The organism is Fulvitalea axinellae (assembly GCF_036492835.1).
GTDB lineage: Bacteria > Bacteroidota > Bacteroidia > Cytophagales > Cyclobacteriaceae > Fulvitalea > Fulvitalea axinellae.
On record NZ_AP025317.1, the window covers coordinates 97,612 to 112,395 of the forward strand.

General features: G+C 49.5%; 12 protein-coding genes. 1 reads left to right on the top strand and 11 read right to left on the bottom strand.

Annotated elements, in window-relative coordinates:
* Positions 1–57 precede the first annotated feature (57 nt).
* Positions 58–576, bottom strand: a complete 519-nt coding sequence (locus AABK39_RS22615; RefSeq protein WP_338395487.1) for an RNA polymerase sigma-70 factor — start codon at positions 574–576, stop codon at positions 58–60.
* A 298-nt stretch (positions 577–874) separates the two neighbouring features.
* Between AABK39_RS22615 and AABK39_RS22620 the strand changes: the two genes are divergently transcribed.
* A complete protein-coding gene (locus tag AABK39_RS22620; protein ID WP_338395488.1) occupies positions 875–1,459 on the top strand; it encodes a helix-turn-helix domain-containing protein in 585 nt (194 codons plus the stop codon).
* Here AABK39_RS22620 and AABK39_RS22625 read toward each other — a convergent pair.
* From AABK39_RS22625 to AABK39_RS22670, 10 genes are all read right to left on the bottom strand, one after another.
* The gene (locus AABK39_RS22625; protein ID WP_338395489.1) at positions 1,440–2,759 is read right to left on the bottom strand and encodes a DUF5690 family protein; all 1,320 of its coding nucleotides are present in this window, start codon (positions 2,757–2,759) and stop codon (positions 1,440–1,442) included. The genes AABK39_RS22620 and AABK39_RS22625 overlap by 20 nt on opposite strands.
* A complete protein-coding gene (locus AABK39_RS22630; RefSeq protein WP_338395490.1) occupies positions 2,746–3,444 on the bottom strand; it encodes a phosphonatase-like hydrolase in 699 nt (232 codons plus the stop codon). The genes AABK39_RS22625 and AABK39_RS22630 overlap by 14 nt, the downstream gene beginning before the upstream one ends.
* 41 nt (positions 3,445–3,485) lie before the next feature.
* On the bottom strand, positions 3,486–4,607 hold the full coding sequence (gene phnW / locus AABK39_RS22635; RefSeq protein WP_338395528.1) for a 2-aminoethylphosphonate--pyruvate transaminase: 1,122 nt from the start codon (positions 4,605–4,607) through the stop codon (positions 3,486–3,488).
* A gap of 247 nt (positions 4,608–4,854) precedes the next feature.
* Complete coding sequence (locus AABK39_RS22640; RefSeq protein ID WP_338395491.1) at positions 4,855–7,479, bottom strand: hypothetical protein; 2,625 nt, start codon at positions 7,477–7,479, stop codon at positions 4,855–4,857.
* A 119-nt stretch (positions 7,480–7,598) separates the two neighbouring features.
* Positions 7,599–8,954, bottom strand: a complete 1,356-nt coding sequence (locus AABK39_RS22645) for an MFS transporter (protein WP_338395492.1) — start codon at positions 8,952–8,954, stop codon at positions 7,599–7,601.
* A gap of 55 nt (positions 8,955–9,009) precedes the next feature.
* Positions 9,010–9,687, bottom strand: a complete 678-nt coding sequence (locus AABK39_RS22650) for a bifunctional 4-hydroxy-2-oxoglutarate aldolase/2-dehydro-3-deoxy-phosphogluconate aldolase (RefSeq protein WP_338395493.1) — start codon at positions 9,685–9,687, stop codon at positions 9,010–9,012.
* A gap of 151 nt (positions 9,688–9,838) precedes the next feature.
* A complete protein-coding gene (uxaC, locus tag AABK39_RS22655) occupies positions 9,839–11,269 on the bottom strand; it encodes a glucuronate isomerase (RefSeq protein ID WP_338395494.1) in 1,431 nt (476 codons plus the stop codon).
* Between the two features lie 155 nt (positions 11,270–11,424).
* Positions 11,425–12,447 carry a sugar kinase gene (locus AABK39_RS22660; RefSeq protein WP_338395495.1) on the bottom strand — a complete coding sequence of 341 codons (1,023 nt, stop codon included), beginning with the start codon at positions 12,445–12,447 and terminating at the stop codon, positions 11,425–11,427.
* A gap of 200 nt (positions 12,448–12,647) precedes the next feature.
* Entirely contained in the window at positions 12,648–13,868 is a 1,221-nt protein-coding gene (gene uxuA, locus AABK39_RS22665; RefSeq protein WP_338395497.1) for a mannonate dehydratase, read from the bottom strand.
* A gap of 21 nt (positions 13,869–13,889) precedes the next feature.
* Positions 13,890–14,705 (bottom strand): SDR family oxidoreductase, encoded by an 816-nt coding sequence (locus AABK39_RS22670; protein WP_338395499.1) that lies wholly within the window; start codon positions 14,703–14,705, stop codon positions 13,890–13,892.
* Between the last annotated feature and the right edge of the window lie 79 nt (positions 14,706–14,784).

Here is a 14,784-nt window from a genome sequence, read left to right on the forward strand (position 1 = left end):
GGTGATTCGGTACTTTGATATGCCGAATTAAAAAATAGGAAGTGTGATTTGTAAAATTCAGGCGGGCAAAGCTTCCCGTATTACGCCCAGCGCTTTTGAAACTTGGTTTTTGACGGTTTGGATCGATATTCCGAGTTTGGCCGATATTTCGTTATAGCTTAATTCCTCATCCCTGCTTAATAGAAACACTTCACGGCAACGGCAAGGTATTCTTTCCAATGCTTCCCTAAAAGCTTTTTCTGTATCCTGGTATGCTATTTTCTCTTCCGCTCCATTCGTGATTCCCATCTTTTCGAATACTTCCAGTTCGTCAATGGTCTCATGTTTGGAGCGCAGGTAATTCAACGATTTGAACTTTGTGGCCCGCAAAAGATAAGCGTTCCAATTATCCACATTTAGCTCTTCAAGCCTGTCCCAAAGGTCTGTGAAAACTTCGTGGACCACATCTTCGGAAGCTTCATGATCAAATAGAATTCTGGAAGCGTAGGTATGCATCCGCTGGTGGTGATCGAGATATAATTGCGGGAAATCGACCCTCTTTTTTTTGTCTGTTGTTTCTTCGGTAGTCGTTTTCATTGCATGTGGAATTCATAAGTAAATTATAAAAGCAAGGAGTATAAAAAATTGACAAATATGATATTATTGTTTTTACCTTTTCTTTAAGTATCCGAGTACGGAAGTTCTTGTTTTTATCAGAACATATTTCTGATTGGGGCTTACTTCCACAGAAATGGCGTTGTATTTTTATTTATTTTATCAAATAAGAAAATTAATGTTTTTATATTTTAAAAATATAAGATTCTTCCCGATTTCAAGATCGGTTTTAAAGGCTTTTTATATATTTTAGCGGGGCAATCAACGACTATATCTTTCCATGGGAATTATTAAAGACTCAAACCTGAGTAACATAGGAAAAGTGATTAAGGAAATACGTTTGGAAAAAGGCTTTAGCCTTCAGGAACTGGGCAACCGCAGTGACGTGACTCCGGGTTTGCTTTCCAAAATTGAGAATTTCCGAACTATTCCTTCAATACCCGTTCTTTTCAATATCGCCAAGGCGATGGAGGTGGAAATGAAAGACTTGGTACGGGAGGTCACCGCCAATGACCGCTCCGAAGTTATCCATATCCGAAAAGGCGAGACAATAGCGGAAGAGCGCGAGGACTCGGAAGGCCTGACGTATTTCAACCTTTTGAGCCAAAGTATTCCCGAGTCGGATATTAGAGTCAATTTGGTTGAGGTTGACGCCAAAACTTATCGTCCGCCGGTGGCTACGGATTGCCTTGAGCTGATTTATCTGGTAAGCGGTCAAGTACATTACGGCATCAGACACGAAGACTATCCGATGTCGGCTGGCGATACGCTTTACTTTGACGGAAGCCTTTTGCATTCCGTGGAAAACAAGACCGACGAAAAGGCCACATTATTCAAGATCTATTTTATGAACCGGCCGGAATAAGCTCCAGCTCATTCCCGACGCCATTGTACCGGCGGCGTTTTCTGATAAAATACATCGCAGCGAGCGACACCAGAATCACCGACATTCCAGCCAAGGCGTAGCTGGCGTTGATATAGAAACTCAACCACGAAAGGCTCGCTTGGCTGAAATTCTTGTAAAACAAGACACCGACACTGCCCAAATACCCGAACGAATCGGCGATATACATCAGGAATCCGACGTTTCCCACGGATTTGAACGCGGCGATCATCCTTTCGAACATCATAATATTGAAGGGAACGTAAGCCAAATAAAGCCCCAGGCCGGAAAGCGTGAACCAAACTTCGGCGCTGATAAGGCGGTTTTGGAAAAACACCGCGCTAAGTCCCGTAAGTAATCCGCCGACGATTACCAAAGCGTGGTTTAGCATAAAGGCTTTCATGTTGTTGCGGATGCCGGCCATTAACCCCACCACTGCCAATACTACAAGTACTATCGGAATTTCGGTTTCTGTAAAAACCATCGCGTCCGAACCGCGTCCTAGGGAAGTCCATATTTCGGCGGAAAAATTATCGCGGAAATCCCTGAAAGTCGTGAAGCCGATATAGGCGATAACCAGAAGCGTCAGCCCGGTAAAATGCTTGCGGAGCAACGTGCGGCGCTGAAGGGCGTTCATCGGTTTTCGTTCGGTTCTTAGCTTGATGTCCTCCTCGCTTGGCGGGGGAAGTTGGCGTAGCATCCAGACAAATAAGAGTAATGGTCCGAAGAATACCAGACCCGTAATTACCGGCATCCAATATTCGCTGACTCCGTACTCAACCAGTAAATATTTGCCTATGCTTTTGACCATTCCCGAAGAAAAAATCTGCGTGACGGACAATCCGATCGCAAGCACCTCCGTGTTTTTTCTCCCTTCCAAAAAACTGAAAACCAAACCGAAGACCATGCCCAGCGGAAGGCCGTTTACAAAAAGGAAAAGGATATTGTAAGGGGCCGGAACCACAGCGAACAAAAATAATCCGATACCGGAAATACCGACCAACGTGAGTATCCGGCCAGCCCGTTTTTCCGGTCTAATCCCAGACACAACCCCGATTCCGATAAATTTCGAGGCCATATAACCGATCACTTGTCCAGATACCAACAGGATTTTGTAGCTCACTCCCCAAAACATTTCCCCCTCAAAAGTAGCGACGGCGAACGGCTTCCGAAAAGCGTACATACAGGTATAAGTGCAAAATGCCGCGCTGAATGCAAAAAGTGCGAAAACCCATTCTGGCGCGTTCCGGAGCCAATCCGCCAGTTTTTTATCCTTTGACATGAATTCCAAGAATTTCGGGCAATTCGGACAGATCCTGAATCAGGTGGGTGTGCGGGTGTTGGCGAAGTTCCTCTGCGGAATACGCTCCCGTTGTAACGCCAATGACTATAGAACAACCTGCGTCGGTTCCCTGCATAAGATCTGAAACCGTATCGCCGATTTTTGCAACGCGTTTTGCTTCGGTTACGTCTAACACTTCCATGGCTTTGAAAACCATATCCGGATGAGGACGGCCGTTTTCCACTTCATCGCTGGTGACGGTGAAATCGAGCAGATTATTTTCCGCCCAGCCCAGGCGTTTGATAATAGCGTCGGCGATTGGCCGTGCAAAGCCTGTGTCCAACGCAACTTTTATTCCCGCGTCTTTAAGCGTACGGAAAGTTTTGCTGGCGTTGGGCTTTTCCTTTACGGCAGTATCCGTTTCGTAAAAACGTATCATCCGTTTTTCGAATTCCTCGTAAATATCCGATACCATCTCTTCGTTGATATCCATCGGATTCGGCAAGCGTTTTTCCAATATCATTCTGATCGCCACGGGTTTTGGATAACCCATCACTTCGTTAGCGTCTTGCCTGTCGCTCCTCACTCCAAATTCGGCCAAGGCTTCGATCAAAGCCTTATGGACGTTGTCGCTGTCGGATACCGTGGTACCCGCCATATCAAAAACCACTAATTCTATATTCATCTCTTTTTTGGTATTTGGTCTTAGGTATTAGCCTAGATCACTTAGTTTTTTAGACTTGCTTTTGCTTCGTTTTCCCAATACATGCTTTGTCGTACGGCCTCCAGAAGCCGGTCTATATCTTCGGGAAAAACATCTCCTATTGTCCCGATTCTGAAGGTCGGGGCGTCGGATACTTTTCCGGGATATATGACGAAGCCTTTCTCCTTTAGACGTTGATAAAATTCTTCGAAGGTAAATTCTTGGGCCTCCGGATATCGGAAAGCGGTGATTACTGGGGAATGAGTAGTTTTTGGCAAAAGAGGCTCGAAACCCAGCGTACTCATGCCCGCTACCAGACTCTTCTGGTTTTTCCGGTACCGCTTATGCCTTTGCTGTACGCCTCCCTCCTCTTCCAGCTCTTCAAGTGCTTTCGCAAATGCCCGAACGACATGAGTAGGAGACGTGAAACGCCATTTTCCGGCCTTTTCTTCCATGGTCTGCCATTGCGAATAGAGATCCAGCGACAGAGAGCGGGCGTATCCCTCGCAATTTTCAAGTTCCCGCCTATCGGCAATCACAAAACCGAAACCCGGAACACCCTGAATGCACTTGTTGGCCGAACTAATCAAAAAATCGATTTGCCATTCTCGCATATCCATTGGTATGCCCCCGAAACTGCTCATGGCATCCACTATCACTTTTTTTCCGTGGCGTTTGGCGACTTCCGCCAAAGGGCGGATATCGTTAAGCATTCCCGTCGTAGTTTCGCAGTGGACCATCGCCACATGCGTAATGTTCTTGTAACGGTTCAATAACGCTTCGAACTTCTTTACCGATGGCTTTTCAGTCTCTGAAAGAGAAAGTTCATAGTGACTAATATTCAAATATTTTGCAATTTCGGAAATACGCTTTCCGTAAGCTCCGTTAGCGATTACGGCCAATGCGCCCTCAGGCGGGATTACGGATCCAATTACGGACTCTACGCTGAACGTCCCGCTACCTTGCATAAGCACTGAAGTGTAGTCACCTTCTGTTGAAGCTAATGATTCTAATTTATGACGAATACGCTGTACAATAACATTGTAATCATCATCCCAAGTACACCAGTCCCTTAGCATGGTTCTTTTGACACTGGGCGTCGTGCTTAAGGGGCCCGGAGTTAGCAACAAATAAGGATTGTCAATCTCCATATCTAGATCTTGCTGATTTAGTACAGGATCAAGATGGAACTAAAGTGAGTAATATTCAATAATGTGAATTCAATTTCATCGAAGCTTAACCTAGAGGCCATCTTGGTTTTGGAAAAATACAGAAACCTAATATTGGCCTAAAAAAGAGAGAACGGCCCCGGGACACCCCCGAGCCGTTCAATATTTCGACCCATCTGATTAATTATATTCTTAAGAGCAAAGAGCGTTCAAATGTTTGAGGTTAGGTGAAATATTGTCCGGAACGCATTGAGGACACGACGTTTGTAAATTGTCTGAACGAGGCTATCTGTTCCACTATCTCCCTTTCATTGAACTCGTTCAGCACATCTATAGCCGTCTGCCAATTATTGAATAACAACACGGCCTCATGTTGGAAAGTATCAAAGCGGGCTTTGCGCATGTTTTCCAGCAAAGGCGCTTTGGTCTTAAGCCGTAACAAAGCCTCCATAAAACCGATATCCATCGCCATGGTATCCACATGTTCCGCCTCACGCCCCATTACCGGCGCTATCACGCGCCGGGTCAGACTTATCTTACCCACAACTTCCTCACCCGCTTTCGCCTTGTCTTTTCTACGTAAAAAAGCCTGGATATAGCTCCGAAGGTGTCCGGCCAGCCGTGTCCGCAAATCAGAGGCGAAGGCTTGGAAGGCCAACGGATTGCGTTCATAATCTTCCGTGACTCTGGCTGTCCATAAAAATTCTTCCTCTTCCGCCCTATAGCGGTCCAATGTCGTCGGGTCTTCAATACTCCTAAGCAAAAGGTGCATACCATAGGCGCTTAGCGTTTGGTCCAATCCATTGATGGCGTTTGGGGTGTCTTTGAAACGGTAAGGCGAGAACGATTCCCCAAAATCGCGTACGTCCGGCCCTCCGCCTTTAAATTCCAGATCAAACAATACGTTTCCGGCGTGCATTCCTTGCCAGAACCTGTCAAAGTTCCCCAAGAGAAGGTCATGCAATAACAATTCGCCCAAAGCCCTCTGGGCTTCCGCTCTCCGGAAAAGGTTTTTTAGGAAAAGGATAGTAGGATGCTTCCCTATTTTTTTCTCTATCTGTTCATATGAATAGCCCTTGACCCGCTCCATCACAATACACTTGAATTTCTCTTCGGCGTCTTCGTCCGCCCCCACGTTATGCGTACAGATATGGGCGAAGAATTCGGCGTCTGCACTACTGCCTTGGCGAGCTACTTCTGCCATTTTCCTTAACATTTCCGAATCCTTTGGAAGAGGAACACTAGCTGGCGCCGTAGCTTCGTGGCCCATCATCCGGATAAAATTGGACGCGAAAGCCTGTTTCTCGTGGTGCTTGGCCCATTGCTCCAACTCTCCCACTCCCGATCTCGGGAATTTGACAATAAACTGCGCTCCCGGCGTCCCTTGTTCCGGGTCAATATCCGTCCTATACTGGCATTCGAACACAAACCCGAATTCTCCTTGCTCACCAAATTTCTTTATCGAAGCGGGATCCAGAAGTTCCGGGTTAAAAGTCATAAAGAAAATATTTCGATAGACCGCCGCCGCCGCGGGTTGGGGCCTCACGCCAAAAAGATTCTCGGGTTCGGTGTCGGGCTTATCCAGTTCCTCAAAACGGAAACCGGAAACCGCCAGCGGCACACGAACGTCCTTTACGGTATCGAAATTGATATTTGGCGGAGGGCCTTCCGCTCCGGTATTTTCGGAAGTAGCGGACGGAGGCACTTGAGCCCCCGTGGTTCCGATTTCTTCGTAGTCCAGCGCCACAGCCTCATTATCAGCGTTCCTGCGATGGAATTTTCTTCTTCCCTGTGGCAAGCCCGCCTCAAAAAACAAACGACGTTCGGCTTCGTCTTGGGACATCGCCCCGGTAAATTGCGCCAGCGCTCTCGCGAAAGTGATATACGGCGGGTAAAAACTCAATGAGTTACCTGAGCTGGAAGAGTAGCTATACATATATTCAGTAGCGGAAAGGCTTCTGGGCAACACATACTCTTTACTGAAAACACCGGACGTGGAAAACTCGGGCTTCCCCCCCAATCCCCCAAATTTCACTTTCATGGCCGACCCCATAAACGACCGAGTTTTTCTGGCATGTTCCGTCAGAAGCAACAACCCAGTGGGGAACGACATCAACTGTCCGACCCAGCTTCTGTAAAGCATTTCTTCTTTCTGGTTTTTGGCCTCGCTCACTACCGAAGTCCTTAGAAAAGAGGGCAGTTGGCCTTCTTCAAAATCGGCCGAAACCGGCCCCGCCTTCTTTTTTGGTTTTGCGGCGTCGCCCGGCTTTCCGGTTTTATACATATAGGTAGGACACATCGGCAAACCTTTGGCCCTGAGTTCTTGGGTAAGGGTCGCTCTTTCTTCTTGGATCTCGTCCAACAAGACTGAATACACGTCCAGATAAGGCATTTCCCGGGCTTCGTCCAAGGCTTCCATTGGGATTGGATTTTCGGAATTCCACCTGAATACCTGCGCTTCGATATCCCGCAACAGTACCAAGCGGTCCCAAATATTATCGCGTAGCGTGGTGCTGCTCTCCGCTTGGGCTACCAGATGGTGGTAAGCGTCCAGATAATCGGAAATAAAAGACACGTATGACGGCCAACGCCCCCGCTTTAATGCCGCCGTATCGCCAATGGCCGTTTCCAGTTCACGGCGCTGATCTTTTAGGGCCTTTGTCAGAGCCTCACCCTCTTCCGTCATATCTTTGCGGCGCCGGTACACTTTGGAGGCGTCCACCAGCGCCAACGACCTAAAAGTGGTGGCGTTCATAATCGCTTGGATTGGCGCCACCGTTTCTTTAGGGGCCGGTGAGGCCGTTGCGCGATTACGCGGTCGTTTATGTCTGCCCGGCTCTTTGAACATTCTTTAGGGTTACTCTAATCGAAGAATGTCTTCAATAAAAGTTCCGGACTTGTCCAAAAACAGAAAACCCGTAGAATCGAGTCCACGGGTTTTATTTATATCATTCTTATTTTTTAGGCTTACACCACTTGCTCTACCTCGTTCAGGTTTTCGTCTACGGCCGTGAGTCTTGGGTTGATCAAGTGCATGATCAAGAGAATTACCAAGTAAGCCGAACCGGCAACCAAGAACATCCAGAAATAAGCATCCGAACCAACACCGTCTAAGTATTTACCCAACGCAAAGTCAACCGCCATACCGGTCACGGCGCCGATCATACCACCGATACCCACAACCGAGGCAGTGGCTTTCTTAGGCATCACGTCAGAAGCCATGGTGAAAAGGTTAGCTGACCATGCTTGGTGACCACCCGATGCGATAGCGATCAAAAGCGCTGCGATCCAAGGGTTATCAGTCAATGTAGCGAACACTACAGGTACAATACACAAAGCGCAGATCAACAATGATGTCTTTCTGGCCGCGTTAAGTTTCCATCCTCTTTCGATGAAGAATTTAGACAAATATCCACCGCCGATACTACCAAAGTCGGCGACGATATAGATCAAAACCAGGGCTGCGCCAAGTTCCTTAATCTCGAATCCGAAGGTGTCCTTGAAGAACATACCACTCCAGAACATAAAGAAATACCAAACGGCGTCAGTCATTTTACCGATACCGAAGGCCCAAGTCTGACGCAACGGCAATACTTTGGCCCAAGAAAGCTTGGTAGCAGGTTCTTCCTCAGTGGCTTTTCCATCGGTTTGGTCCTGAAGGATGTACTCCAACTCCTCTTTCGATACTTTCGGATGCTCTTCCGGCTTCTTATACATTTTCAGCCATGAGATCACCCACAGGGCACTGAAAGCGCCAGTCACCAAAAAGGCGTATTGCCAATTGGTTCCGTCCTCCATCACGATGGCTGCTACGGCAATAGGGGCCAAAATAGCGCCTACGTTTGAACCAGCGTTGAAGATTCCCGTAGCGAATGCTCTATCCTTCTTAGGAAACCACTCCGCAACTGTTTTTACTGCGGCAGGGAAGTTACCGGCTTCGCCAAATCCCAGTCCGAAACGGGCGCCCATAAAGGCGATCATACCAAAAGCGGGACGCAAGAGCGCATGTAACATACCGAATGTACTCCAGATCGCAATTGACACCGAATATCCGATACGTGTTCCGAATTTATCAATGATTCCGCCCATTGTCAGCATACCAATGGCGTACGCCGCTTTGAATGCGATATTGATGTTCGCATAATCGGTTTTGGTCCAGTTGAAGATATCCTCCAAGGTTGGCGCAAGTACACCGATAATACTACGATCCATATAGTTGATCGTAGTGGCCGCAAAGAGCATCGCCAAGATCCTATAACGGTACTTTCCCGCCGGTTTCTCGACGCCCACCTTCGGCGCCTGTGAAATGTTTTGAGTTTCCATAAAAGAAAAATTAAGACTTATGTTGTTTCCCTATCTATCGGCTACACCGTAAAAATCAGGCGCCTTTCCTTATTTCCTTGATCCATTCGAGCGACTGTGCAGTCTTGGCGCTGATCGCTTCATAATCGAACTCTCCCGAAGCGGTTTTCACCATCAGCTGGCTACCCATTCCTACGCAGTAGGCTCCGGCTCCGATCCACTGTTCCAGACTCTCGCGATCCGGCGTTACGCCTCCCGTAGGCATAATGCTCGTCCAAGGGCAAGGTCCGCTCACGGCCTTGATGAATTCCGGTCCGCCAACTTGCTTGGCTGGGAAGATTTTCACCACTTCGGCACCCCACTCTTCCGCCTGCGAGATTTCGCTGAGCGATCCGCAACCCGGCATCCAAGCCACTTTTCGGCGGTTACAAACTTTCGCCGACTCGTAATTGAGGATTGGCGCAACTACGAAATCCGCTCCGTTTTGGATATAAAGCGTAGCCGTAGGGCCGTCTACGATCGAGCCTACGCCTATACGCATTTCCGGGAGTTCGGCACGGACGTATTTCACCAACTCGGCGAAAATCTCGTGCGCGAAGTCACCACGGTTGGTGAATTCGAACACGCGCGCTCCACCCTCGTAGCAACTCTTTGCGATGCTTTTGCACACCTCGACATCCGAATGAAAAAACACGGGAACCATACCCGTTTCGTTCATCGCCGTATATACCTGGATTCTATTGAACTTAGCCATCTTGAATTCTGTAATGAAATTGCGCCGGTGCCCCGCTTGAAAAAACCTTCTCACTTTCCGCTCCGGCGTTTACTTAAAAATCGCGATTTTCAACGCCTGTCATAGTTACGAAATTCTCCGCAATCCATGACAGGCTCGCAACATTGAGTATCTATACGTTCACCATCTGGTTTACTTCATGGAATTTGAAGTAGTCCTTGGCGTTGTGGTAACTGATGTTTTTGACCATCTGTCCCAGCTGGTCATAGTCCGCTGGAAGCAATCCTTTCTCGATGTCCGTACCGATAAGGTTACAGAGAATTCTGCGGAAATAATCATGGCGAGGGTAAGAGAGGAAACTGCGCGAGTCAGTCAACATACCTACGAAACGGCTCAGGAGCCCGAGGTTCGAAAGGGCGTTCAACTGCATCTCCATTCCTTCTTTCTGATCCAGGAACCACCAGCCCGATCCGAACTGCATTTTGCCCGGGTAAGTGCCGTCTTGGTAGTTACCGATCATGGTAGCCAAAACGTAGTTGTCTCTCGGGTTGAGGTTGTACAGGATAGTTTTGGCCAACTGGTTCGAATCGTCCAGACGGTTGAAGAAGTTCGACAACGGACGGGCCATCGATACGTCGTGGATAGAGTCGAATCCCGTGTCCGGTCCGAGCGAACGGAACAGGCGCGAGTTGTTGTTACGGATAGCGCCGATATGGTACTGCTGCGTCCAGCCTTTGGCGTGGTACATTTTGCCCAATTCGTGCATTACGGCGCCACGGATTTTCTCAGCCTCTACGGCCGAAACGCTGGCTCCGCCTCTCACTTTGTCGAAGATAGCCGAAGCTTCAGCCTCAGTGTAGTCTTCCAAAGGCATAGATTCCACACCGTGGTCAGAAAGACGGCATCCCACTTCGTGGAAAAATTCCACACGGTTTTCCAAAGCCTGAAGCAAAGCCGAGTAGCTGTTGATTTCGACGCCGCTGGCTTCGGCCAAACGGTCTACATAAGCGTTGTAAACTTCGGCGTTCTCCACACTGAACGATTTGTCAGGACGGAAAGTCGGCAACACTTTGATGTCGAAGCTCTCGTCCTGGGCGATCGCCTTGTGGTATTCCAACGTGTCGGCAGGGTCGTCGGTAGTACAAACCACGCGCACGTCAAATTTCTTCATCAAGCCACGGGCCGTGTATTCCGGCTGCTTGAGTTTTTCGTTACACTCGTCATAAATTTCACGAGCGGTTTTCGGGCTCAAAAGCTTGTCGATGCCGAAAGCGTTCTTGAGCTCCATATGCGTCCAGTGGTAAAGCGGGTTGCGCATGGTATGCGGTACCGTCTCTGCCCACTTTTCGAATTTTTCCCAATCCGTGGCGTCGCCCGTGCAGAAGCGCTCGTCCACTCCGTTGGTACGCATAGCGCGCCACTTGTAGTGGTCACCGCCGAGCCATACTTCAGACATCGAAGAGAAAACCTTGTTTTCGGCGATCTCTTTAGGGTCGAGGTGGCAGTGGTAATCGATGATCGGCATATCCGCCGCATAGTCGTGGTACAAACGCTTGGCAGCGTCGTTGTCCAAAACGAAATCCTTATCCAAAAAATTTTTCATGATAATATCAAAACCGTAATTCGAAAATACCCGGAGGGAAAAACGCCCGCCGGAAACATTTAAGAGAGGTTTCCGCAAAATTCAGAAACCGATATAGCCAGAAGCCTAAACTCCGGAACAAGAAAGCCGGACACTGGCGCCCGGCTTTTATATTCTTAGCGGGAAACTCTTCCCGGGTTCTGTCCGTTCATCAACCCTTCCACTTCCTCGAAAGTGGCGATGTTGAAGTCGCCGTGCACCGTGTGCTTCAAAGCGCCCGAAGCTACGGCGAAGTTGATCGCTTTCTGCGGATCGTCAAATTTGATAAGTCCGGCAATGAGTCCGCCCATAGTCGAATCTCCGCCGCCTACGCGGTCCACAATGTCCGAAACCGAATACTCCGGAGCCACTACGTAAGTGCCTTCGTCCCAAAGTACGCCCGAAACGTAGTTGTGCGAGGCCGAATCTCCGCGGCGGATCGTCAGCACGATCTGCTTGTTGGCGGGGAAACGCTTGGCCATCGCGTCGCAAATGTTTTTGTAGTATTCTTGCTGGGTTTCTCCCTCTTGGCGGTCCACTTCCACGCCCAAGATCGTGCGCACGTGCTCTTCGTTACCGAGTACCACGTCGCAATATTCCACCAGCTGAGGCATGATTTCCTCGGCCGATTTGCCCCAGTTCCAGAGCTTGGCCCTGTAGTTCAAGTCCATCGAGATTTTCAAACCGCGCTCTTTGGCGGCTTTTACAGCCTCGAAGGTAGTGGCGCAGGCTTCTTCGGAAACCGCCGGCGAGATGCCGGTAAAGTGGAACCACTCGGCGCCGTCAAAGGCCTTGTCCCAATCGATTTGGCCTTGCTCCAATGTAGCGAAGGCCGAAGCGTCGCGGTCATAGATCACTTGGCTAGGACGGCATCCTACTCCAGGCTCCAGAAAATAAATGCCGAGGCGATCGCCGCCAAACACCAAATCCCGGGTATTGACCCCGTATTTTCTCAATTCCATGTCCACGGCCTTGCCCAGCGCATTGTCTGGCACACGACTTACGTACGACACGTCGAATCCGTAACCGGCCAAAGCGACGGCCACGTTGGCCTCACTTCCGCCATAATGCGCGTCGAACGAAGACGTTTGAGCCACGCGTTGCTTATGCGGCGTCGCCAAACGCAACATGATTTCTCCGAAAGTAACGACTTTTCCCATAACTGAATCGTATAGCGCGCCGCACACAGCGACGCTGAAAATTGTATGCGCGGAAAAACCCTCCCTTCTTTTCCGCATAAGTTTGAAAACCGGCCGGAAACGGCAAGCGCACAATGCAAAAGGAAATCAATCCCAAAGTTCCATATAACCGCTAACCACCGCACGCCTGACCTATATTCCGGTCCGGTTTTCTAAATTTTTTATTTCAATTCGGCCAATTGAGCCTCCATCTTGTCGGCGTAGATCGTACGCTCGATACCAAGCTCAAGACCGCGCAATTCGGCAAGACCGCGAAGACGACCGATGCAAGAGTAGCCAGGGTTGGTTTTCTTGGTCAAATCGTCAATCATTTTGTGTCCGTGGTCCGGACGCATCGGCATACCGCGATCGGCACGGCCTTCGTCCAAACGGCGGTACTGCTCGGCCAAAAGGGCCTTCATCACGCCGTACATGTCCACGTCGCCGTCCAAGTGGTCCGCCTCGTGGAAATTTCCGTCGGCGTCTCGCTTGGTGCTGCGCAGGTGTACGAAGTTGATGCGGTGCCCGAGACGATCGACCATTCCGGCCAAGTCGTTTTCCTCGATCACTCCGAACGATCCCGTACACATCGTGAATCCGTTGCTCACGGAATCCACCACGCCAAGGAACCACTCCAAATCGCTCTCGGTGCTGATTACGCGAGGCAATCCCAAGATTTCGAATGGAGGATCATCAGGGTGAACAGCCATGCGCACACCCGATTCCTCAGCCACTGGAATGATTTCCTTGAGGAAATACTCGATGTTCTCACGCAATTCCTTGTCACCGATATTGGCGTACTCGTCCAATACGTTCTGGAATTCCTCAAGGGTATACCCCTCTTCGGCTCCCGGAAGACCGGCGATGATATTTTTGGTCAACAAAGCGATATCTTCCTCGCTCATCGCCTCGAAATAGCGGCGGGCGCTTTCTTTACGCTCCGAAGCGTAATCGTTCTCCGCGCCCGGACGCTTGAGGATAAACAGCTCGAAAGCCGCGAACGCGTCGGCCTCGAAGCGCAAAGCTTCAGAGCCGTCGGCTACTTTGTAGGTCAAGTCGGTACGGGTCCAGTCCAGTACCGGCATAAAGTTGTAGCAAACCGTGTCGATACCGCAAGCGGCCAAGTTGCGGATACATTCCTTATAAATCTCGATGTATCCGTCGCGCGAAGGTTTTCCTTTCTTGATATCCTCATGTACAGGAATACTCTCCACCACAGACCAACGGAGGCCTTTGGCTTCCACCTCGTCTTTACGCTTCTGGATTTCCTCGACGGTCCAAACCTCGCCGTTAGGGATATGGTGCAACGCGGTAACGATGCCCGTAGCGCCCGCCTGACAGATGTCGTCAAGGCTAACAGGGTCATTCGGACCGTACCAGCGCCAAGTTTGTTCTAATGCCATGTCTCTTTTTTTTGAATAAGCTTAAACGCCACTGAAAGCGCTGAAACCGCCGTCGATCGGAATAACGATACCCGTCACGAAGCTAGCCGCCTTAGAGCAGAGGTAATGAATCGACCCGTTCAGCTCTTCAGCGTCGCCGAAACGCTTCATCGGCGTGTTGTCGATGATGGTGTTGCCGCGGTCAGTGAACGTTCCGTCAGGGTTAGTCAAAAGCGCGCGATTCTGCTCGCCGATGAAGAAGCCCGGCGCAATAGCGTTTACGCGAACGCCTTCGCCAAACTTAAGCGCCATCTCCACAGACATCCATTTTGTAAAGTTGTCGATCGCCGCTTTGGAGGCCGAATAGCCCACTACGCGAGTGATCGCCGACTGCGCAGTCATAGATGATATATTTACTATACTGCCCTCGCCTTGGTCGGCCATAACTTTACCGAAAACAAGTGTCGGCATTACGGTACCGTTCAGGTTAAGGTCAGTCACCTTGCGGAAATCGTCCATCTTCAGGTCGAAGATAGTCTGGTCAACACCGATGGTGGCGCCAGGCATATTTCCGCCGGCCGCGTTGATCAGGATGTCCACCCTGCCCCACTTGGCCATAAGCTTGTCTTTGGCGGCCTCAAGTTGCTCCTGATCGAGCACGCTCGACACCAAAGCCGTGGCCTCACCGCCGATTTCCTTGAGTTCCGCCACTCTTTTTTTAGTAGGTTCCTCATGAAGGTCGAGGATAGCTACTTTCACGCCCGCTTTTACAAGGCTGACGGCCATACTGCCACCCAACGCCCCGGCGCCTCCGGTAATGACCGCTACTTTTCCGTGTAGGTCAAAAAGATTATTCATGACAAGAAAAATTTGGTGCTTATTCTATTAATAAAGAATTGTACTTTTCTGCAATCGCAACGCAAAACGTGAACTTTTA